Raw genomic sequence first — 22,708 nt, forward strand, 5'->3', positions numbered from 1 at the left:
GTAGACGTCATCTGTGTCTGACACTGTTAAAAAAGTTAATCTGCTGGATTTTAGCCATGAAGGGCTGAAAGCGTATTTCACTTCTATGGGTGAAAAGCCTTTTCGTGCCACTCAAATCATCAAATGGCTGCATCAGCTTAATGTTGATAGTGTTGACCAGATGACCAACATCAGCAAACCGTTGCGCCAATTTTTGACAGACAATACGGTCATTCGCGCCCCGGAAATCGTGATGGAACAACAATCCAGCGATGGAACCTACAAATGGTTGCTGAGACTGGACGATGGCAATGCTATCGAAACGGTGTTCATCCCGGAAGACGACCGGGGGACGCTATGCGTTTCCTCGCAAGTCGGCTGTGCACTGGACTGCACCTTCTGCTCCACCGCCCGCCAAGGTTTCAACCGCAACCTGACAACTGCCGAAATCATCGGACAATTGTGGGTAGCGAAGCGTGCACTGCAAGCTGATCCCAAAGGTGCGCGTGTCGTCAGCAACGTGGTAATGATGGGCATGGGTGAACCCTTGCTAAACTTCGAGAATGTCATCAGTGCCTTACGCTTAATGATGGATGACAATGCTTACGGCTTAAGTAAACGGCGCGTCACCCTCAGCACCTCTGGCGTATTGCCTGCGCTGGATCGTTTAGCGGATACATTAGATGTCTCGTTAGCCGTTTCCTTACACGCCCCTAATGATGAACTGCGTGACCAACTGGTTCCCTTGAACCGCAAATACCCAATCAAGGACTTGCTCGCCATGTGCCGCCAGTTCCTGAACAAAAAAACCACCGAACGTAATCATATTACGTGGGAATACGTGATGTTGGATGGCATCAACGACAGCGATGAAAACGCCCATCAACTGGCGAAAATCCTCAAAGGCATTCCCTCAAAAATCAATCTCATTCCGTTTAATCCCTTCCCGGAAACACGTTACAAGCGCTCCAGCAACAACCGGATACACCGCTTCCGTGATATTTTAGCTGAAGCAGGTTATACTGTAATCACCCGGAAAACACGTGGTGATGATATTGACGCAGCCTGTGGGCAATTGGCTGGTCAAGTCAACGACAAAAGCCGCAGAGAGATACATTTCGCCCGCATCGAACGGTAATGAGCAATGAAAATAATAAGATATGCTTTTTTTCTTCTGTTAATCAGCAGCACACATGGCTGCTCCAATAACTCAGCATCATCTGAAAGTGACAAGGCTGGTAGCTACTATACCCAACTCGGCGTAGGTTACCTCCAAAAAGGCCGTATGGATTTAGCCAGCATGAATCTGGAAAAAGCCCTTACACAAGAGCCAAACTCCGCCCCTGCCAACCATTATTACGCCTTACTTCAGGAACGACTCGGAGCTGATGACAAAGCAGGGAAACACTTTCAAAAAGCCTTGAGAGTGACACCCAAAGATTCAAGCTTACTCAATAACTACGGCTCTTACTTGTGCCGCACGGGTCAATATGCAGCAGCCGAACGTGCATTTTTGGAATCACTGAAAGACCCACTCTATAAAACACCAGAATTTGCCTATACAAATGCAGGGATTTGCATCAAAAAGGCCGGAAATCCCACACAAGCTGAAACATACTTCAGAAAAGCATTGGAGAAAAACAACCGCTTCTCGGAAGCCCTTTACCAGCTAGCCAGACTACACTACGAAAAAGGCGAGTCTGCCAAAGCAGAAGCATTCCTTTACCGCTATAATGACAGTGCGCCAGCAAGCCCTGATAGTTTGTTACTCTGTTATCAGATACAAACTCGCTTAAATGAAGTAGATAAGGCCAATACTTGCGCAACCGAGCTGCGGGAAAAATTCCCAGATAGCGTAGCTGCCAGCCATATTGATTGATAAAAAATTGGAGGACACGTGACAGAGACAGCCACCTCAGTCGGAGAAAGGACATTTGCTACCGTACAGCCCGGCGACCTGACCAGCAAATTGGTAGAATGTCGTGAGAAAGCTGGCCTTGACATCGAACAGGCAGCTGAAGAGTTACACCTGTCCACTCATATCTTACGGGCATTAGAGGCAGAAGATTTCGCTCACTTGCCAGAACCACCGTATGTGCGCGGCTACTTACGTGGTTACTCCAAACTGACGGATGTAGATGCAAAGGAACTGATCCGTACTTATGAAGCCTTACGCGGCGCCAAGCCTGATGAAATTGCTCATCACTTTGCCCCTGCTCGTCCGTTGAACAAAGTGGCACAGCCCGCCATATCAACATCTACGTTGAAATTTATCGGGTTTGGAGCACTGGTATTATTACTAGGACTGTTTTCCACGATTCCGGGGGTACGTGACTGGGCCAACCATACATGGTCATCCTTTTCCGCTCAAACCAACCCACCTGACGTACCACGCCCTCCCTCAGCGATGGAAGCCTACGTTGCCCAAAAAGCAGCAATGGAACAGGAAAAAGACAAAGCAGCGGCACAAGAGGCACAACAGCAAGCAGCAGCGAAAAACACAACTGAGGCAAGTATTGCAACAACTGTAACCCCAGTCGAACCAGTACCAGCCAGCAGCACCCAAGATACCATAGCGACTGCAACTACCGTTGACACAACCTCAGTGACACCAGAAGCACCTATTGCACCACCAACCACCACTCAGACAATCTCCCCCGCCACACCGCCTGCCGACACCGCCGCAGCAACAACCGCAGCAACAACCGCAGCAACAACCCCAGCTACTGAGGGAGTTACTCCGAGCACTGCCGCGACCGCAGCAGCCGATGCCGCTGCAACAGCACTTGCACCCGGTGAAATCAGCATCAAAATGGAATTCGCTCAAGAAGTGTGGATGCAAATCAAGGGAGACGACAAAAAAACCTTGTTCGAGTCGCTTAACACCGCTGGCAATATCAAGGAATTCAAAGCAACACCACCACTGAATGTCAAAATCGGCAATGCCCCTGGCGTCAAAATTTTCGTCAACGGCCAACCGTTCGATTTGGCACCACACACCAAAGGCAGTGTTGCCCGTTTCAGAGTCGAGTAAGCATGAGCAAAAATATTCAGTCTATTCGGGGTATGAACGATATTCTCCCGGATGCCACCCCCGTATGGCAGTACCTTGAAAGTACTGCTCGGCAATTGCTGAAGCGCTATGGCTACAGTGAAATCCGTATGCCCATCGTGGAACAAACCGACCTGTTCTCGCGGGCTGTGGGCGAAGTCACCGACATCGTTGAAAAGGAAATGTACACCTTCGCCGACCGTAACGATGACAGCCTGAGTTTGCGCCCGGAAGGCACCGCAGGCTGCATCCGCGCCGGTATCCAAAACGGTCTGTTACACAACCAGCAACAACGCCTATGGTATACCGGCCCGATGTTCCGCCACGAACGCCCGCAAAAAGGCCGCTACCGCCAGTTTCACCAGATCGGTGTGGAAGCCTTCGGAATGCCGGGGCCAGACATTGACGCCGAACTGATTGCCCTGACCGCCCGTTTGTGGAAAACCCTCGGCCTGCGCAACCTACGGCTGGAAATCAACACACTCGGCACGCCTGCCTCACGTCACGCTTACCGCGATTTGCTGGTCGAGTACTTTTCCGCGCATCACGATAAGCTGGATGAAGATTCCAAACGCCGCTTGCACACCAACCCGCTGCGCATTCTGGACACCAAAAATCCCGACCTGAAAGACATCGTAGCCGCCGCACCCAGCCTCCACGACCATTTGGATGACGTTTCCCGTGAGCACTTCGCCATGCTGTGCGCCTTGCTGGATAACATGGGCATTGTCTACGAAGTCAACCCACGGCTGGTACGCGGGCTGGATTACTACACCCACATGGTATTTGAATGGGTAACGGACGACCTCGGCGCACAAAGCACCGTGTGTGCAGGCGGGCGTTATGACGGTCTGGTCGAACAACTGGGCGGCAAACCCACCCCCGGCGTCGGCTTCGGCATGGGCATGGAGCGCCTGATCCTGCTGCTGGAAACCCAAGGCATTGCCACACCCGTCACCGCGCCGGATGTATTCCTCATTATGGCAGGCAAAACCGCCATTCAAACCGGGCTAGCCTTGGCAGAAACCCTGCGCGATGACTTGCCAACGCTATGCCTAACCAGCAATGGCGGTGAAGGCAGCTTCAAAACCCAAATGAAACGTGCTGACAAATCCAACGCCCGTTTCGCGCTGATTTTGGGCGAAAACGAAGTGGAACGTGGTGAAATCGGCCTCAAACCCTTGCGCGACGGTGGGGAGCAGATTACCCTTCCGCTCAGCCAAGTGGCACAACAACTTTCCGTTTTTCTTGAAAAAACACAACAAAACTAACCGTAAATAAGCTAAATTCAGGGGCAAACTGATGTCTGATTACAAAACTGACGACGAAAAAGTCGAAGACCTTAAAAATTGGTGGAAAGAGAACGGCACGTCCGTCATTGCCGGGATTACCCTCGCCATCGGTGGTATGTTTGGCTGGCAGTACTGGAAAGACTATCAGATAAACACCGCTGCTGAAGCCTCTGCACTGTATGCCAAAGTCGATAAAGCCAGTGAAACATCGTTAGAACAGGCACAACCCGATATTCAAACACTACAGAACAACTATGCTTCCACCCCGTATGCCGCGATTGCCACCATGAAAGCCGCTCAGTACTACGCTGAAAAAGGTGAATACCAACCGGCAGTCACTGCACTACGTTGGGTCATCGACAACAGCAAAGAAACTGACTTCAAAAATCTTGCCAGCATTCGTCTTGCACGGGTATTCATCGCCATGAAAATAGTCGATGAAGCGCTGAAACTCACTAACCAAACTTACCCCGTAGCCTACCAGCCACTGATCGATGAACTCAAAGGCGATATATACGTCGTCCAAAACAAACCCATCGAAGCGCGTGCAGCTTACGATAAAGCGATGTTAAGTGCCGGTGGTAACGCCAACGAACTCATCAAGCTGAAACGTGACAATCTGGGTAAAGGAAGCTAAAAAGGACGCCATGAAACACACTACTGCCGCTTTGCTGATTGCTGTTGCTCTATCGGGTTGCAGCACATTCTCACAAATGACTTCAGCCGTCATGCCAGCCAACACTGGCACACCGCCCAAAGCCTTGAAAGAACTCAAGCCGACGGCAAATGTGCGCACTTTATGGCAAGTCAGCACTGGCAGTGGCGCTGGCAAAGACTACGTGCGGATTCACCCGCAAGTCGATGAAAGCGCCGTGCTGGTAGCCGGTGGCAGTTCAGCCAGTGCATGGAGCAAAGTCAATGGCGGGCGCATCTGGCAAACCACCGTGGATGGCACAGTCACCGGCGGTGTCAGCAGCGGCGAAGGCGGCGTGTTCCTCGGCACTGACAAAGGCAATGCCATCGCGCTGGATCGACAAACCGGCAAAGTCCTCTGGAGCACCCCGCTAGGCAGCGAAGTCCTTGCGGTATCCCCTGCCAAAAACGGCATCGTCGCCTTCCGTACCGGCGACGGCAACCTGCAAGGGTTAGCGGTAAAAACAGGTCAGCGTCTCTGGCAGCAGGAACGTAAAAGCCCAACGCTGTCCCTACGCGGTGCAAGCGCACCACTGGTAGTGGGCGGCATGGTCATTGCGGGGTTCGACAATGGTGTCGTCACTGCTTTCGACATGCAATCCGGCAAAGGCTTGTGGGAAGTTACCCTTTCCGTGCCACGCGGCAGCAGCGACCTCGACCGCATGACCGACGTGGATGGCGAAATGAAAGCCCTCGGTGAAGCACTGTTTGCCGCCAGCTACAACGGACGCATTGCCGGAATCAATATGCGCGACGGCAACGTAGCGTGGGCAGCCCCCTACTCCAGTTATACTGGTGTAGATGCTGATCCTAATGGCCTGTACACCAGTAATGATGCCGGTGATGTCTGGAAGCTCGAACCACTCAGTGGCAACCCAGTCTGGAAACTGGACGACCTCGAACGCCGCCAACCCACTGCCCCAACCTTACTGGGTCAATTCCTCGTGGTTGGCGACTACCAAGGCTATTTGCACTGGGTCAACACCAGCAACGGGCAAATCGCCGCCCGCGTACAAGGTGATAAATCAGGCTATACCGTCGCCCCTGTAAAAGACGGCAATACGGTCTACACACTGGGTAAATCCGGGTTACTCTCGGCTTTCAACATCCAGTAAACTAAGCCAAGCGGGGTGTGCTGCCATGACTTGCAGCGCATCCTGCAACAGCGTTTTACCCGGCTCCATCCAAAATTCGCTGTGTACTCATAAGCAGGCTCGAATCAGGTTGGCAATATCACTGTCCGTCAGCTCAACCGGGTTGGTTTTCATGCTGGAACCGCGTGAATTCGCCACGAGTTTTGGAATATCCGCCTCCGTCACCCCGAAGTCGGACAAGCGTGGCAGATGAAGTTGTTTCGCCCACGTTTCCAGCGTGTGAATGAGGGGAGCCACCTCTTGTTCCTCCCCTGATAAGGGGAGGCTAGGAGGGGTTTCTTCAAAGAGTTTGCCAATAACAACATATTTCGCCAATGCCGGGCTATCCGCATCGCGTGCTTCCAGCAGATCAATATTCAGGCGAGTGGCCTCTGTGACCAACATGCCGCAGCCGACGCCGTGCCCAATTGGGTGGAATGCGCCCAACGGGGCAACCACACCATGCACCGAGCCAAGACCCGTTTGCGCCAGACAAATCCCCGACAGCAGCGAGGCGTAAGCCATTTTGCCACGCGCAACGCTATCCGCCGGATCACGGTAAAACGCCAGCAAGCTATCGCGCACCGCCTCCATCCCCGCCAGCGCCAACGCATCAGTCAACGGGTTGGAGCGGGTAGAAACGTAGGCTTCCATCAGTTGCGTGAAAGCATCCATGCCATTGGCGGCAATCTGCGCGGGCGGGCAACTGGCCAGCAAATCCGGGTCGATGATGGCATATTCCGCCACCAGCTTGTCGGCGCGGAAGGATTTCTTGAAACCGTGTTCGCCCGACACGGACAGCACCGCGTTTTTGGTCGCCTCGGAACCCGTTCCCGCCGTCGTCGGCACGGCAATGAATGGCGTGGAGGAGCCTTGATAGGGCAATTCAGGGCCAACGCCTTCGAGATGATCCATTACCGAATTGCCCGGTTTGAGCAATCCGGCGACAGCTTTGGCAGCATCCAGCGGACTACCGCCGCCAATACCGATCACGGCATCGAAGCTATCGCCTTGCAGACCTGCCACGGTTTCATCCACCCAGTGCGGGGAAGGCTCATGCGTTACGCGGCGAATTTCCCAGGTAAAACCTGCCGCTTGCAATGCGTTAAACAGGGTTTTGCCCGCGTCAGAAGCGGTGAAAGAACTTGTGCCCGTAATAATCAGCAAACGTTTGCCGTACTGAGCAGCAATCGCGGGCAGTTTACGGAGAACACCTGCACCGAATTCGATGCGAGGCAAGCGGGCGATGGCAAAGGCAGGGAAGCCGGGCTGTGATGACATATTTGCGTCCTTGTTTTGGGCTGTGCAAAGATGGGTAGTTTATCGCATTGGAGCAGCAGACAGTATGACCAACCCGCGCTGGCAATTCTGGATCGACCGTGGTGGCACGTTCACCGACATCGTGGCACGCACCCCCGAGGGTGAATGGCGCACCCACAAGCTGCTCTCGGAAAACCCGGAACGTTACCCCGATGCCGCGCTGCAAGGTATCCGCGATTTGCTGGGAGTGAAGGCGGGGCAAACGATTCCCACCGAACGCATCGACACGGTACGCATGGGCACAACCGTCGCCACTAATGCGCTGCTGGAACACAAGGGCGAAGCTGTGTTGCTGGTAACGACACTTGGTTTCGGCGATGCCTTGCGCATTGGCTACCAGCAACGCCCCCACCTGTTTGCGCTCGACATCGAACTGCCGCAAATGCTCTACACCAACGTGCTGGAGGTGGAGGAACGCATCGCGGCCGACGGTGAAATCCTGCAAGCGCCGGATGCGGCGGTTATCCGACCTGCCCTGCAAGCCGCTTACGCCAAGGGTTTGCGCTCGGTGGCGATCCTGTTCATGCACGCTTATCGCTACCCGCAGCACGAAACGCTGGTGGCGGCGATTGCCCGTGAAGTCGGTTTCACCCAGATTTCTACCAGCCATGCGGTTAGCCCGTTGATCAAGTTTGTCGGGCGGGGGGATACCACGGTGGTGGATGCTTACCTTTCACCCGTGCTGCGCCGTTATGTGGAGCAGGTGGCGCGGGAATTGCCGAACACCAAGCTGTTTTTCATGCAATCCAACGGCGGGTTGACGCACGCGGATCACTTTCAGGGCAAGGATGCGATTCTGTCGGGGCCTGCCGGTGGCGTGGTCGGCATGGTGCAAACCGCACAGGCAGCCGGTTTCGACAAGCTGATCGGCTTTGACATGGGCGGTACGTCGACGGACGTGTGCCACTTTGCGGGCGAGTACGAACGCACGCTGGAAAGCCATATCGCCGGGGCGCGGATTCGTGCGCCGATGATGCAGATTCATACCGTGGCGGCGGGCGGTGGCTCGATTTTGCATTTCGATGGGCAACGCTTTCGGGTCGGGCCCGACTCTGCCGGGGCGAATCCGGGGCCTGCGGCGTACCGGCGCGGTGGCGAACTCACCATTACCGATTGCAATGTGATGTTGGGGAAATTGCAGGCGGCGTATTTTCCGCAAATTTTCGGGGCGGAAGGCAAGGAAGCGCTGGATGTCGATACGGTTTGTGCGAAGTTCGCAGAGTTGGCTTCGACTCCGCTCAGCCAACGAAGAGCGTCCCCGTTGGCTGAGCGGAGTCGAAGCCTAAGTCCCGAGCAGGTGGCGGAGGGGTTTCTGGCGATTGCTGTTGAGAATATGGCGAATGCGATCAAGAAGATTTCGGTGCAGCGCGGCTATGATGTGAGTGAGTATGCGCTGTGTTGCTTTGGCGGGGCGAGCGGGCAACATGCTTGCTTGGTGGCGGAAGCGTTGGGGATGCGTAAGGTGTTTTTGCATCCATTCGCGGGGGTGCTGTCGGCGTATGGGATGGGGCTGGCGGATGTGCGGCAGATTTTGACGCGCAGTGTGGAAGTGGAGCTGAGTGAAACCATGTTGGTGGGTTTGCAGCAACAGCGGGCAGCACTCGCGGCGGAAACGGCGTCGCATATCCGTGAGCAAGGCGTCAGCACTGAATCTTTGCGGCATGAGGCGCGGCTGCATTGCCGCTATGCGGGGTCGGATTCGAGTTTGCTGGTGGCTTGGGATGGCGAGGATACAGCAGCGATTCGGGCGGCGTTTGAGGAGGCACATCGGCAGCGGTTTGGGTTTGTGGCGGCGGAGAAGGCGGTGGTTGTGGCTAGTTTGGAGGTTGAAGCCATTGCGGGGAAAGAAAATCCCCCCCAGCCCCCCTTTTGCAAAGGGGGGAGTGAAGAGCGGGAGACTTGGCATTCTGTGTTTATGCGGGGGGAATGGCGGGATACGCCGTTTTACCAACGGGATGCTTTGACGGTGGGACAAACAATTACTGGCCCTGCGGTTATTTTGGAAAGCACCGGCACTATCATCATCGAACCCGGTTGGTCTGCCAACCTAACCGCCCAAAATAACCTCGTCCTCAATTCCATCACCCCCCTTTGCAAAAGGGGGGACGGGGGGGATTTCTCTTCCGCCCCCGACCCCATCCGCCTAGAAATCTTCAACAACCTGTTCATGTCCATCGCCGAGCAGATGGGTTTTGTGCTGGAACAAACCGCTGTGTCGGTGAATATCAAGGAGCGGCTGGACTTTTCCTGCGCGATCTTCGACCCGGCTGGCAATCTGGTGGCGAATGCGCCGCATATGCCGGTGCATCTGGGCAGCATGAGCGAGAGCATCAAAGCGGTGATCAGCGCCAATGCAGGGGCAATGCAGCCGGGCGATGTGTTCGTGCTCAATGACCCTTACCACGGCGGCACGCATTTGCCCGACATTACCGTGGTCAAGCCAGTGTTTGAGGAAAGCGGTAATGCGATTATTTTCTACGTCGCCACCCGTGGGCATCATGCCGATGTGGGCGGGATTACCCCCGGTTCGATTCCGCCACAAAGCCGCACGATTGATGAGGAAGGCATCCTGCTGACCAATGTCAAGCTGGTGAAGCAAGGCCGTTTCCGTGAGGAAGAAATCCGCGCCCTGCTCGCTTCCGGCGCTTTCCCTGCCCGCAATATCGACTACAACATTGCCGACTTGAAGGCGCAACTGGCGGCCTGCGCACGCGGTGAAACCGAACTGCTGCGCATCATCGGGCAGATGGGGCTGGAGACGGTGCAGGCCTACATGAACCATGTGCAGGATAATGCGGAAGCCTCAGTACGGCGCGTGATCGGCAGCTTGCGCGATGGCAGTTTCCAGTATGACATGGACGATGGCAGCCGCATTTGCGTGCAGATTACGGTGGATGCAACAAACCGTTGCGCCACGCTGGATTTCACCGGAACCAGCCCGCAACACCCCGGCAATTTGAATGCGCCGACCGCGATTACCCGCGCGGCGGTGCTGTACGTGTTCCGCTGTTTGGTGGCTGACAATATCCCGCTCAACGAAGGTTGCCTCAAGCCGCTTAATATCATTATTCCGCCCGGCTCGATGTTGAACCCGCAATACCCGGCGGCGGTGGTGGCGGGCAATGTGGAAACCTCGCAATACGTGGTGGATGCGCTATTCGGCGCACTCGGCATCATGGGCGCGGCGCAAGGCACGATGAACAACGTCACCTGGGGCAACGCCCGCCACCAGTATTACGAAACCTTGTGCGGCGGCGCGGGGGCAACGGCGAATGCGGCTGGGGCGAGTGCGGTGCATACCCACATGACCAATTCGCGCCTGACTGACCCGGAAATCCTTGAAACGCGCTTTCCGGTACGGCTGGAAGCGTTTCACATTCGCCCGCATTCTGGCGGCAGGGGCTTGCAGCGCGGTGGCGATGGCGTGGTGCGCAAGACCCGCTTTCTGGAACCGATGACGGTGAGCCTTGTGTCGGGGCATCGTAAGGTCGCGCCGTATGGCATGGCAGGCGGCAGGAACGGGCAGTGCGGTGTTAACCGGGTGCTGCGGGTGGATGGCTATTTGGAAACGCTGGAGGGGATTGCGCAGGTGGAGGTGGAGGCGGGTGATGTGCTGACGGTGGCTACGCCGGGTGGGGGTGGATATGGTCAGTAATCCACCTTGCCGCGCCCGGCCTTGGTCTGGCTGTGCTTTTTCTTGCTATCCAACCGCCTGGTTTGGGAGCTGCGGGTTGGGCGGGTCGCTTTGCGCTTTTTCTGCACTTTGGTAGCATCGAGGATGAGTTGGCGCAGGCGTTCCAGCGCATCCGCACGGTTTTTTTCCTGACTGTTGTGGGTTTGCGCTTTGATGACGATCACGCCTTCGCTGGAAATGCGCTGGTCGGCGTAGGCTAGCAGCTTTTCCTTGTAGGCTTCGGGCAGGGATGAGGCGCGGATGTCGAAACGCAGGTGAATCGCGGTCGACACCTTGTTGACGTTCTGCCCGCCGGAGCCTTGGGCACGGATGGGCTGGAGGTCGATTTCTTCGGGGGGGATTTGCAACATCCTAACTGCCCCACACACTGACGGGTAAATCACCATCCTTGAAATCCGCATTCTCCCAGATTTTTGCATCCCAGCTCACTACCGGGTCGCGATTGAAGATCAACAGGAAAGCCTCCTCACTGCCGCAACGCCGGGCGTAATCGGCGACCTGTTGCACCCCGTCAGTAATGGTTTTATCCAGATTGCTGTACAGGATTTTCAACTCCAGCACCACCCGCTGTACCTGACCGTAATAGCCCTGCTTTTTATCCAGCGGCCATTCCAGCAACAAGTCGGTGTATTTGCGCCCCAGTGCGTATTCGCGGTTAATACGACCGCCACCATTCACAATACGCTGCAAAAACGCTTGCAGGATCAATTGTGGCCCGGCTTCCTTGAACGGCAGACCTTGCAGCCAGATGTCGGAGTTTTCGCGGAAAAATTGCTGGAAAGCGCGTAACAGTGCCGGTATGTCCAGACGTCCGTCCGGCAATACATACCATGCCGTTTCCTGATTGGTGATGGTAGATTGCCAAGCCCAGGTGACTTCACGGGGAATGATTTCCTGATAGATACGGTTGCTGATGGCAATGGAAGGTCGGGTGGTAATCAGCCCCAAATCTTCGACATATTGCAGGTCATCGTCACGGATATTTTCGATACGTTCTTGACCCGCCAGAATCGCAGCGATCACCTGATGTACACGCGGTTCACGCAGCTTGTCGGTCAGTTGATCCAGATGCGTTTGCCGTGAACGGATCAAACGTTCCCGTGCCGCCTGATAACGTTCCTTCGTAATCGGCAGGCTACGGTCACGCGCTTCCCGGTCTTCCCACGTCATTTCGTAACCCAAGGCATTGACCAGCCAAGGCTGACCACGGGTGTCTTCCCACAACACAGGGAAAATGCTGTCAGCGAAAGTTTGCCCTGTGGCGTCAGTGTGTTGCTGGTACAGCGTGCGGATTTCAGCCGGAGTGAAATTGCCCATCACCAGCGAGGTTGCCTTGATATTGAAGGCACTGCCGCCAGTGATGATTTCCTTGTCAGATGTGTGAATGCGGTAGTCGCGCACATCGCGCACCCCACACAGGATGATGCTTTGCGGGAACGCTTGTGGGCGTTGCGCATAACCAGCGCGGATTTGCCGCAACAGGGAAATCAGGGTGTCGCCCACCAGTGCATCGACCTCATCCAGCATCAGCACGATGGGTTTGTCGCTCATTTCAGCCCAACGGGTTAACTGAAGCGTTAGCGCCCCTTCAGGGAATTGCCCTTCGCTGAAAAGCTGCCGGGTCAAGGATTCCAGTTGCGGTTCTACGTTATAAACACGGGCGCTGGAAGCCAGCGCCTGACAGATAACGGTGATGGCGCGGTTCACATCGTGACGCAAGGCTTGTGCGGCTTCAATATTGACATACAGAGCCTTGTATTTTCCGGCATGGTTGAGCGCTTGCGCCATCGCTAACAAGGTGCTGGTTTTGCCGGTCTGGCGCGGCGCGTGCAGCACGAAATACTTCTTGCTGGCGATCATGTGCTGGATTTCTTCCCAGTCCAGACGGTGCAACAGGTCAATGTGGTAATGGTCTTCAGGGATAATCGGCCCTGCGGTGTTGAAGAATTTTTCCATGGGTTAGCAGACCGTTTTATAGTGGCTGATGCCGTAGGGGAGTTTCAGTTTCATGCTTGCCTCATTCCTGCGTCGTGCTGTTGTGAGTATAGATCATCCGCCGCGCTCTCCACCCGCACCTGCCCATTCATCAACATCGGCAACAACCAATCCCGCAACGCCACCAACCGCTGATTTTCAAAAAAGTTCTGCTTTATTTTCAGATAACAAGACTTCGCAAATAAATTGTAATTCTTGGCACTTTGTTTCGTCGGTAGCAAAATCAATGATTGTTTCAGAAATTTAAAATGACGAGCATATCCATAACTTGATAAGTCGATTTCAGAAAGAGCTTGATAGAACAAATGAGGCGGCATTCTTAAATCATTGGAAATAAGAATTTGTGTACCATCTGCACCGCGTGCAAAATCGAAATTCACAAACTTGAGAATGCGAGTATGATCACCAAACACTATACAAGGTGAATCTAATCCACCAATCCATGTATCTTCTTGATTGGTGTATCCACAAATGAAATCTGTACTTTGATCAATGACTGGAATATCACCAGATATTTGAAAATCCCTTGATAAAACGCTCTTTGTTTTTGGTGCCGAAGCGAGAATTTTTTCTACAGAAGAAACTTCCCACCCTACTGGAATCTCCCGCTTCAACGCCTTGCTATACAGCATCTTCCCGCCCGACGACTTATACGGCTTGCCGTTTTCATCGGGGAAATCGAACTGCACAAACCAGTAGTCGTAGAGGGTTTTCGCCATTGCTTCGAGTTCGGCGTTAATGCGGTTGTTGACTTCGATTTTTTGGTCGATGACTGACAAAATATCTGCAATAGCAACCTGTCCCTCCTCAACGTAGGGTACAAAAAGCTCGTGCAAATCATTACGGTTGATACCCGGAACTGTACTTTTATCTGAAGTTTTAAGATTACCTAAACACTTCAAAAGGTAATAAACATACTTTGGGTCATTACCTTTAAAATCGGTAACATACAAGGCTGTGTTGTGTGGCCAATACTTCCCATTAACGTAGTGCATTTCCCCAAGTGTGCCATATCGACCAGTTACAATGCCCTCACCATCGGCTTTGTATTCAGAGTGATAGCCAGAAATACCACCAGAACTTACAACAGGATATTGACCAGCTTTACGCTGATGAGCTGGAAGATCGTAACCCCGCTTAAAATTAACAATATCTCCCAGCCGTTTAACAGGTTGCTTACTCATAACAGAGACTCGTTAGTTGGGTGTTGACAGTGTGGGATTCGGCATACGCCGAAGAAGAAACCCCTCCTAACCTCCCCTTGTCAGGGGAGGAACAAGAAAATCGGGCGTCTTCACCCCTCCCCTGATAAGGGGAGGATGGGAGGGGTTTCTTAATTGTCCAACAGGCTGTTGGACAATTGGTATAAGTCAATCGGTCAAAACTACTCATAGCGGAGGCTCGCTAGTTGGGTTTTGATCTCGGTTTCGAGGGTGCGGGATTCGGCGAAAAGGGTGTCGAGGTTGTCGGTGAAGCCTTGCATTTTGGCGGCGAATTCGGCGGCGGTGATGTCGGTGTATTCGATTTTTACGTCGAAGTATTGCCCTGCACTGAAGGAGTAGTTTTTGGCTTTGATCTGGTCGTAAGTGACCGCAACTGAAAAATCATCGACCGCCGTTTTGGTGTTGAAAGTGTCGATGATGTGTTGTTCTTCGGCAGCCGTCAGCACGGTTTTCTGGTTTTTACCGTCTTTGACCGTTTCACCCAGATTCGAGGCATCAATCAGGATTACCTTGTCCCGGTTGCCCTTGTCGATGAACAGGATAGAGACATTCGTACCCGTAGTAGCGAAAATATTGCTCGGCATCGACACCACGCCCGCCAGCATTTTCTGGTCGACCAGCTTTTCACGGATTTTCTTGTCAATGCCCGACTGAGCAGTAATAAACCCGGTAGGAACGACGATGGCAGCCTTACCGCCCGGTTTCAGCGAAAACATGATGTGCTGGATAAACAGCAGGTAAATCGCCATTTTATCCTTGGCCTTGCCCGGCACATTGGGAAGCCCCGCAAAGAAGCGTTCCTTGTTTTCCTTGGTATCCAGATCGTTGCGGAAATCGCTGAAATCCATCTTGAACGGTGGGTTGGAAACAATATAGTCAAACTTTGCCAGCGACGCCCCATCCTTGTGGTAAGGCGACAAAATGGTATTGCCCTGAATCACATTAGGGATGGAATGCACCAGATTGTTGAGGATCAGGTTCAGCCGCAACAACCCGGACGACTTTTGCGAAATATCCTGCGAATAGATACTGCACCGATTTTCCCCAATCGCATGAGCCAGATTCATCAGCAACGTCCCCGACCCCGCCGATGGATCGTAGCACTTGACGTTCATCACCTTACCCCGGCTTTCAGCAGGGACAAGAATCGCCGCCATGATCTTGGCGACCGCGTGAGGCGTGTAATATTCCGCATACTTGCCGCCGCTGTCCTTGTTGTAGTCCTTAATCAGGTACTCAAAGATGTCGGCAAAGAAATCAAAGCCCTGTGTAAAAATATGCTCAAAGCTGAAATTCACCAGTTTGTTGATTATTGCCTTGCAAAAGTTGTCGCGCTCACCGGGGTCAGAAATGAACTGGCTGATCTCATCAAACAAGCGGATTTGCGCCCCGCCCCCAGTTTTGACCGAGAAAATATCACTGTTGACGATGGCAATCTGGCGTAAGGTATCATCAAACAGCTTGGCGAAATTATCCTCATTTTGCCGCGCAAACAGGCTGGCAAGCAGGTGTTCCGGGCGCAAATAAGCTGTGCCTTCGGGAAGCATCATGACCAACATCTCGTAAGCGTCGATGTCCATATTGGCGATGTGCTGTTCCCAGTTTTCCGCCTTGGCAGTGGCTTTATCGGCTTTTTTCAGCTCATACGCCAGCTTGTCGCACAGGAACTTGTACAGGAATACCTGCGTAATGATTTTGAACTCATTACCATCATTACCCAGCCCGTAAGCGGCGCAGATGTTTTTCAGGTTGTCGATCAGTTCGGTGGTGCTTTTCTTGAAATCGAGGGCTACCAAGGGGTTACTCCATTAAATTCATCCAGATACTCTTTAACGACAAGCTGGTTGATGTAGCGCGTGCTATCGGGGGTTAGCTTGATGTTTTGCGCCAGATGGAACTGTTGTACCACGCTCCGCTGTATCATGCGCTCAAAATAGCTTTCGTTATCGAGGATGTTCCTGTTCTGCATCACACTCTCGTCGGCTTGCTGTTTGACCTGATGCAATGCCTCGAAAATGCGCCGCTCATTATCAGAGATCGAGCCATTCTCTACCAGCCGTTTATGCACTCTGGTGAACTTTATGTCACCGCTGTATTTGCTCTGGAGCAGGCGGTTCTTGCGATTGATTTCCCGCACCTTGTCCTGAATTTTGTTCAGGGTGAGCATATTGTGCTTCATCTCATCCTGAGTGACCTCTTTGAGGTTACGGTTCTTGAACAGGCGTTCCAGCTCCTCTTTGAGTTGGATGAACTCCGGGTCTTTGGGGTCAACATTGCTGGTCATGGATTCGCGGGCGCGACGCAGGGCGTCTTTCAACTCATCCGCCAACTTGAGTTCTTCCTCGCCAATCTTGACGAACTTGAACAGCACTTCCTCCAGCGCCATGTTCAATAAGCCACTGGTGTCGGCCTGATTTTCAAGACGGTCTTTGAGGTTAAGCATCGCCAAGTGGTTATCGACTTCGTTGTACAAAGCGTTAATCTGGGCGAATGGCAGCCGTTGCAACAAATCGTCGTACCCGAATAATCGGCACAAGTTGTACAAGCTGCGGGCATCCGCCAAGGCTTTTTTCAACGCCAACACTTGCGCCCGATCCTGCATTTCCGTGACTTGCCGCGAGAAGATTTCCTTGTTCAGCGTGTCATATTGGAACAGCACATTCTTAACCGCTTCAAATTCTTCCTTGATTTCCTCGGCGGATTTAAAGAGCTTGGAATAATGTTCCATCTCATCGCCTAATTCATTCTGTAGCTCGTCGAAATAAGCTTTATTGGTCTTGTCGAATTCACTGCGAATATCGGCAAAATCCACCACATAGCCATAGCGGTGTTTGCCGTAGGTACGATTGACGCGGGTCAGGGCTTGCAGCAGGTTATGGTCTTTAATCACCCGCCCCAGATAGAGCTTCTTCAGACGTTTGGCATCAAAACCCGTCAACAACATATTGTACACAAACAGCAGGTCAATGTTGCCCGCCTTGAAATCTTCCACCCAGTCGTCACGCTCTTCCTTGGAGCCAACATCATGCAGAATCAGTGCGGCTATCTTTGCCTTGTTTGCCAGCGGCACACCTGCGCCATAACCACCCGGCATTTCTGCCACAGGCTTAAACGCATAATTCGCCTGAAACTGCGCAAACATTTCCTTGGCTTGCGCGGAGCTGTCGCAAATCACCATCCCGCCGATGCTATTGTCATTCAGGGTAGTACGGCTTTTTTCAAAATCGCGCACGATATAGGCCAGCATCGGTTTCACAAAGGTGTGGTGGGCAACAACCTCCTTCATCGACAGTTTGCCTTTTTCCACCTCAAGCTTTGCCAAGACTTCTTGTAAAACAATCTGATAGTTATTTTCAATCGCCTCACGAATCAGCCGCAAGGTGTAACCATCAGCAATCGACTTGTTGTAGTAATACTTGTGGATGTAATCGCCAAACAGGATTTTGGAATTGTAATCCTTACCCAGTAATGGCGTGCCCGTCAGACCAATTTTGATGGCATTTTTATCCGACTGTTCAAGGTTCGCCAGAAAGCTGCCTTGCGGGTTATAGCTGCGGTGAACCTCATCCAGAAAGTAAATCCGCTGGATACTGACATCATAGTCCTTGATGCTCATCACATTCGGGTCATCCTGAAATTTCTGGATGTTGACCACGGTGATTTCCAGCTTGCCCGTGTCATTGTGAATCGCGGTCGTTTGCTTGATGTCCTGCGCGAATGCTTCCCGCGAGTTAATCGCATGAACCGTCAGCCCCCGGTTGATGAATTCGCGGGAAGCCTGCTTGAGCAGGTCGAGCCGATCCACAATAAAGTAGAACTTCGGAATGACCTTCTGCTTCTGAAAATAATCCACCAGATAACGCACACTGTAATAGGCCAGCGCCGTTTTTCCGCTGCCTTGCGTGTGCCAGATGATGCCCTTGCGCACCCCCGCTGCCAGCTTGTTTTCAATCGCCTTGGTAGCGAACAGTTGCGGGTAGCGCATCACATGCTGTTCCCAACCGTCCTTCTCTTTCACATAGGCAATAGCATAACGCAGAATGAAGCGCAGCCGTTCACGGCTCAACAACGAGGTACACAAACGGTTAGTCGGTGTATCCGGGTCTTTATTGGTCATGAACTCAGGGCTATTCTGGATAATCAGGCTGTTGTTGTCCTTAAGTACGGCTGTTTCCGTGGTTTCATTTTCCGGCTTCAACAAAGCCGCAATATTCAGCGGCTCTTCTTCACGAAAATAGTTGAACATCGCCCGCTGATAGGAGGTTGAGGCATAAAATGCCCCCTCAATCGGTTCAGGCGACTCATTGTCATATTCCATATTATTGGAAAACAGCATCAACTGGGTGATGTTGATAAAGCGCCGGAATTTCTTGTTCTGAAAGCGGGCATTGATACGGCTACGCTCAGCCAGAACACCATCGCGGTTATTCGGCTTTTTGACCTCAATAAACACCAGCGGCATCCCGTTAATCAACAGGGTAATATCAGGGCGGAACTCGTCATCGCCATTCTTGCAGGGCAGCTCGGTAACAACATGGAAGCTGTTATTATCGAAGTTCTCAAAATCAATTAGACGTGTACCCGAACGCCGTGTTAGTTGCTCGTAAAACGCTTTTCCCAAGTCCTCATTGTCCAACAAAAGGCTGACATCTTCCCGCAAACGCCCGATTTCATCGGGGTCAAGATCAGAATTGATACGACTGATGCCTTCACGAAACAAGGCTGGGAAAATATTGGTGTTTTCATCACATTGCGCCTCTTTCAGAGAAAGATAGCCATAACCCAAACGTGTCAGGTGCAGAATAGTGGGTATTTTTACCCGTGTATCTTCATTAAAGCGCATTTGTTATCAGCCCCTACAAAAACCCAGCCCCATAAAACTGTTTATATTATGCCCTCTACCACCGCATTCTGATACAGAAACAGCCTACACTCTCCTATGCTAAACTCCCACCCCTGCTCACCCAAAGGAACTCTCACATCGACACCCACCTCGTCCGCCCCCTACAACGCCTGTTCACCTACGCCCGCCAATACCGCCCGGACATGATCAAGGCGACGATCTACTCCATCCTCAACAAATTTTTCGACGTATTGCCGGAAGTGCTGATCGGGGTAGCGGTCGATGTGGTGGTCAACAAACAGGATTCCTTCCTCGCCAAGGTGGGCATTGCCGCAACTGGCCGGATTCACCGTGACCCTGTTGTACGGCGGCTTCATGACGCTGAATAGTGAAATAGGCGTAGGGAGTTACTCGGTACTGGTCTACCTGACCCAGCGCCTGTTGTGGCCACTGACCCGACTAGCCGATATGACCGACCTGTATCAGCGTTCGATGGCCTCCATCCAACGCGTACTGGACTTACTGAATACCCCGATTGAAATCACAGTTAAGCAGGAATTTGACAGCAAACTTGATGATGTTCAAGTTTGTATAAGTTCAAAGTAACGGTGAGAGGTAAAACGACTTAACTAGCCCGTTAATTAAAAAAATTACAAGCGCACCCAAAAATCTTATAAACTATAAGCGTGGATAAATCATTCAAACAATAACAATAAGGTATAGACATGCTGGAGCTAGTCGGTCACTCATTCATAAAAAACTGGAAAGATGAAGCCGATTATTTATTCGGCTCGAATCGCAAGTCTGTCGCCAATTTGACAACACAGGGAATTTACACAGAGCGTGTTAGCCTTCTCTATCGAAATGGCAAATTTTCAACTAGCTCCTTGTTAGTGCTTTGCATACTGCTATCGTCCCTCATGTATGGCAATGTATCCAACACCGCCAATTTCACTTGGCTCGCCGGATTTTTTCTTGCTGCAAGTATTCGCCTCGGCGTCATCATTCGCTACCTTAATTCACCAACATCTGCAACATCCCAAATTTGGGCAAAACGCTACATGCTGACCACAATACCCGTCAGTATAGGCTGGGCTTGGTTTGTACTCACTGCCTTTGGAAAGGATGACTGGCTGAATGTTATCGTCGTATTAATCAGTATAGGCATGGGCTCGATAGCTGTACCCGTACTAGCTGGATTTCCGCTCATATTATTGATTTACTGCGCACCCGCCATACTACTGACAATCCTACTGTATTTCATGCAGTTAAGCTTGGATTACACCGTATTAGCCTTAGGCACAATCATCTACTCTTTCCTGATCATTCGCACGGCCAACAATTTCTTTGAAACCCTGATGACATCCCTGCACCTACGCTTTGAAAAAGAGGCACTCGCCGCCGATTTAAACCAACAAAAAGAAAATGCCGAACAACTCAACAAACAACTGAAGCAGGAAGTGCTGACACGTCGTGAAGTACAACGCTCATTAGAAGAATACCAGCAGAATCTCGAAAAACAGGTAGAACAACGCACCACTGAACTACAAGAGGCCAAAGAAGCTGCCGAAGCAGGTAGCCGAGCAAAAAGCGAGTTTCTCGCCAATATGAGTCACGAAATACGCACACCACTGAATGGCGTTATTGGCGCAACCCAACTGCTATTCACCGCAAAAATGGAGCCTAAACAGCAGCATTACCTACAAATCGTGCATGAATCGGCTACTAATCTATTACGCTTAATCAATGATCTCCTCGATTTTGCCAAAATCGAAAGCGGCCAATTAGTGCTAGAAAACGAAGACTTTGACCTCATCAAACTCTGCAACAACACCTTGCACTCTATCGAGCCGCAGCTACACAGCAAGGGTTTAACGCTGGTCTTCGATCCCTCCAATGAACTGCCCGTGACCTTACGTGGTGATGCGTTCCGTTTGCGCCAGATTCTGCTTAACCTGCTAGGGAATGCCATTAAATTTACCGAACAGGGCAAAGTAGAACTCATCATCACAGCCCGTAAGCGAGAAGATAATCACTACTTAGTTGGCTTTACCGTGCGTGACTCGGGTATCGGCATCGAAGCTAACGCACAAGAAAGTATTTTCAGCCCCTTTACCCAAGAAGATGGCTCTATCACCCGACGCTTTGGTGGTAGCGGTTTAGGGCTATCCATTACCCATAATTTGGTAGACGTCATGGGCGGCATCATCAGGATGGAAAGCACCAAAGGCGTTGGCTCCACGTTTTATGTTGAACTGCCATTCAGCGCCATCGAACAGCAGAATACGACCGCCAACGTGCAAAATGACGCGCTCACCACGCTCCAAACTCGCTTCAGCGGACGCATACTGCTAGCAGAGGATAACCCCATCAACCAACTGATTGCGCGTGACAATCTGGAGACCTTAGGATTTGAGGTCGATAGCGTCGATGATGGTCTTCAAGCCCAAATAGCCTGTCAACAAAAGGACTATCGCCTGATTCTAATGGACTGCCACATGCCAGAAATGGATGGCTTCGACGCCACTCGCGCCATTCGGCAAGATGAGCAAAGGAATGGACGGGCGCGTATTCCGATTATTGCCCTGACGGCGGATACACAACAAGGAACGCGAGCACGCTGCGAAATGGCTGGTATGGATGACTACATGACCAAGCCCTTTACCCTCGACCTACTAACGGCAAAAATCCAGAACGCCCTTAGGAGCAACTGTCTTGCTAATCCGTGTTAAACGTTGCTATCCGCCACTTGTTTCATTTTATGCCTATCCAAAATCTGAATGGCTTGCTGCTTTTCTTCCAGCAGCCCCTCACGTTTCCATTGTGCAAACAAGCGGCTAATGGTCTCGATCGTTAACCCCAGCAACTGGGCGATTTCTAGACGGGATAGTATCAACGGTGTCCAACGGTTAGCCGCGTTACACCATCCCAATAAGAACGAAGCCAAACGTTCGTCTGAGCGTTTGGCTCCCAGTTCAAGCAAACGCTCATCAGCGTGCTGCAACTCCTTGATACAGCGCACCATGATCAAGCGCTCTACTTCAGGGCGACGCGCCCCCAGCATATCGAGATTATCGACCGCAATACGGCACACGGTGGCATGTTTCAGCGGCATAGCACTGTGGTTGTAACGGATATCGACTAGCCCATCAAAACCGAAAATCTCACCGGCCTTCACAACCCGAATAATCTGATCCTTACCGCTGACCGTGGTTTTGAACAACTTGACGTAGCCATCCCGCAGCAGATAGATGTGCTGTGCACTCACACCCGCTGAATAAATAGTGTCTGTCGCCGCATACTCAACGCTATCGCTCGGCACCACTTTTAGTGCGTCACTGAAGGTATCACCCAACGTCGCAAACAACGCAAAATCGTGCACCGGACAGGGTTTCGACTGTCCAACACTGTACTGTACATTCATCATAGCAATCCTTTCTATATCAGCTACCAGTATTAGAGATTGCTGATGCAGTCGCATTGC

Annotated in this window: 17 protein-coding genes; 9 read left to right on the plus strand and 8 right to left on the minus strand. The window is 52.1% G+C overall.

Annotation, left to right across the window (positions count from 1 at the left end; genetic code table 11):
• Window positions 1-13: 13 nt before the first annotated feature.
• The 6 genes from rlmN to bamB are packed head-to-tail and all read left to right on the plus strand — an operon-like array spanning window position 14 to window position 6,131.
• Complete coding sequence (gene rlmN / locus Q394_RS0100570) at window positions 14-1,117, plus strand: dual-specificity RNA methyltransferase RlmN (protein WP_028487561.1); 1,104 nt, start codon at window positions 14-16, stop codon at window positions 1,115-1,117.
• A 6-nt stretch (window positions 1,118-1,123) separates the two neighbouring features.
• Window positions 1,124-1,858, plus strand: a complete 735-nt coding sequence (gene pilW / locus Q394_RS0100575; RefSeq protein ID WP_028487562.1) for a type IV pilus biogenesis/stability protein PilW — start codon at window positions 1,124-1,126, stop codon at window positions 1,856-1,858.
• 18 nt (window positions 1,859-1,876) lie between these two features.
• The gene (locus Q394_RS0100580) at window positions 1,877-3,013 is read left to right on the plus strand and encodes a helix-turn-helix domain-containing protein (protein ID WP_028487563.1); all 1,137 of its coding nucleotides are present in this window, start codon (window positions 1,877-1,879) and stop codon (window positions 3,011-3,013) included.
• A 2-nt stretch (window positions 3,014-3,015) separates the two neighbouring features.
• Window positions 3,016-4,302, plus strand: a complete 1,287-nt coding sequence (hisS, locus tag Q394_RS0100585; protein ID WP_028487564.1) for a histidine--tRNA ligase — start codon at window positions 3,016-3,018, stop codon at window positions 4,300-4,302.
• Between the two features lie 31 nt (window positions 4,303-4,333).
• Window positions 4,334-4,960, plus strand: coding sequence for a YfgM family protein (locus Q394_RS0100590; protein ID WP_028487565.1), 627 nt, complete (start codon window positions 4,334-4,336; stop codon window positions 4,958-4,960).
• Between the two features lie 10 nt (window positions 4,961-4,970).
• Window positions 4,971-6,131 (plus strand): outer membrane protein assembly factor BamB, encoded by a 1,161-nt coding sequence (gene bamB, locus Q394_RS0100595; RefSeq protein ID WP_028487566.1) that lies wholly within the window; start codon window positions 4,971-4,973, stop codon window positions 6,129-6,131.
• Between the two features lie 87 nt (window positions 6,132-6,218).
• Here the strand turns inward: bamB and Q394_RS0100600 are convergent, their stop codons facing one another.
• Entirely contained in the window at window positions 6,219-7,430 is a 1,212-nt protein-coding gene (locus Q394_RS0100600) for an iron-containing alcohol dehydrogenase (RefSeq protein WP_028487567.1), read from the minus strand.
• 64 nt (window positions 7,431-7,494) lie between these two features.
• On the opposite strand from Q394_RS0100600, the gene Q394_RS0100605 reads away from it, so the two are divergent.
• Window positions 7,495-11,124: a hydantoinase B/oxoprolinase family protein gene (locus tag Q394_RS0100605; protein ID WP_038139986.1), complete on the plus strand. Its 3,630-nt coding sequence runs from the start codon at window positions 7,495-7,497 to the stop codon at window positions 11,122-11,124.
• Here the strand turns inward: Q394_RS0100605 and arfB are convergent.
• The 6 genes from arfB to Q394_RS22655 all read right to left on the minus strand — a co-directional run bounded on the left by arfB (window position 11,118) and on the right by Q394_RS22655 (window position 19,574).
• Entirely contained in the window at window positions 11,118-11,513 is a 396-nt protein-coding gene (gene arfB / locus Q394_RS0100610; protein ID WP_028487569.1) for an alternative ribosome rescue aminoacyl-tRNA hydrolase ArfB, read from the minus strand. The two genes, Q394_RS0100605 and arfB, sit on opposite strands and share 7 nt — an antisense overlap.
• Window position 11,514: 1 nt before the next feature.
• Entirely contained in the window at window positions 11,515-13,119 is a 1,605-nt protein-coding gene (locus Q394_RS0100615; protein ID WP_028487570.1) for an AAA-like domain-containing protein, read from the minus strand.
• Window positions 13,120-13,169: 50 nt separating this feature from the next.
• Window positions 13,170-14,342 carry a restriction endonuclease subunit S gene (locus Q394_RS18565; protein WP_051542556.1) on the minus strand — a complete coding sequence of 391 codons (1,173 nt, stop codon included), beginning with the start codon at window positions 14,340-14,342 and terminating at the stop codon, window positions 13,170-13,172.
• 200 nt (window positions 14,343-14,542) lie between these two features.
• Window positions 14,543-16,177, minus strand: a complete 1,635-nt coding sequence (locus tag Q394_RS0100625) for an HsdM family class I SAM-dependent methyltransferase (protein WP_028487571.1) — start codon at window positions 16,175-16,177, stop codon at window positions 14,543-14,545.
• The gene (locus Q394_RS0100630) at window positions 16,171-19,224 is read right to left on the minus strand and encodes a type I restriction endonuclease subunit R (protein WP_028487572.1); all 3,054 of its coding nucleotides are present in this window, start codon (window positions 19,222-19,224) and stop codon (window positions 16,171-16,173) included. Before Q394_RS0100630 ends, Q394_RS0100625 begins: the two co-directional genes overlap by 7 nt.
• Before the next feature lie 161 nt (window positions 19,225-19,385).
• Complete coding sequence (locus Q394_RS22655) at window positions 19,386-19,574, minus strand: hypothetical protein (protein WP_211248768.1); 189 nt, start codon at window positions 19,572-19,574, stop codon at window positions 19,386-19,388.
• A gap of 1 nt (window position 19,575) precedes the next feature.
• On the opposite strand from Q394_RS22655, the gene Q394_RS22660 reads away from it, so the two are divergent.
• On the plus strand, window positions 19,576-19,830 hold the full coding sequence (locus Q394_RS22660) for a hypothetical protein (protein ID WP_211248769.1): 255 nt from the start codon (window positions 19,576-19,578) through the stop codon (window positions 19,828-19,830).
• A 314-nt stretch (window positions 19,831-20,144) separates the two neighbouring features.
• Window positions 20,145-21,956 (plus strand): ATP-binding protein, encoded by a 1,812-nt coding sequence (locus tag Q394_RS18570; protein WP_169735867.1) that lies wholly within the window; start codon window positions 20,145-20,147, stop codon window positions 21,954-21,956.
• Here the strand turns inward: Q394_RS18570 and Q394_RS0100650 are convergent.
• Window positions 21,953-22,651: a Crp/Fnr family transcriptional regulator gene (locus Q394_RS0100650; protein ID WP_028487575.1), complete on the minus strand. Its 699-nt coding sequence runs from the start codon at window positions 22,649-22,651 to the stop codon at window positions 21,953-21,955. The two genes, Q394_RS18570 and Q394_RS0100650, sit on opposite strands and share 4 nt — an antisense overlap.
• Window positions 22,652-22,708: the final 57 nt, after the last annotated feature.

The sequence above is a fragment of the Thiothrix lacustris DSM 21227 genome, from assembly GCF_000621325.1.
Taxonomy (GTDB): Bacteria; Pseudomonadota; Gammaproteobacteria; order Thiotrichales; family Thiotrichaceae; genus Thiothrix; species Thiothrix lacustris.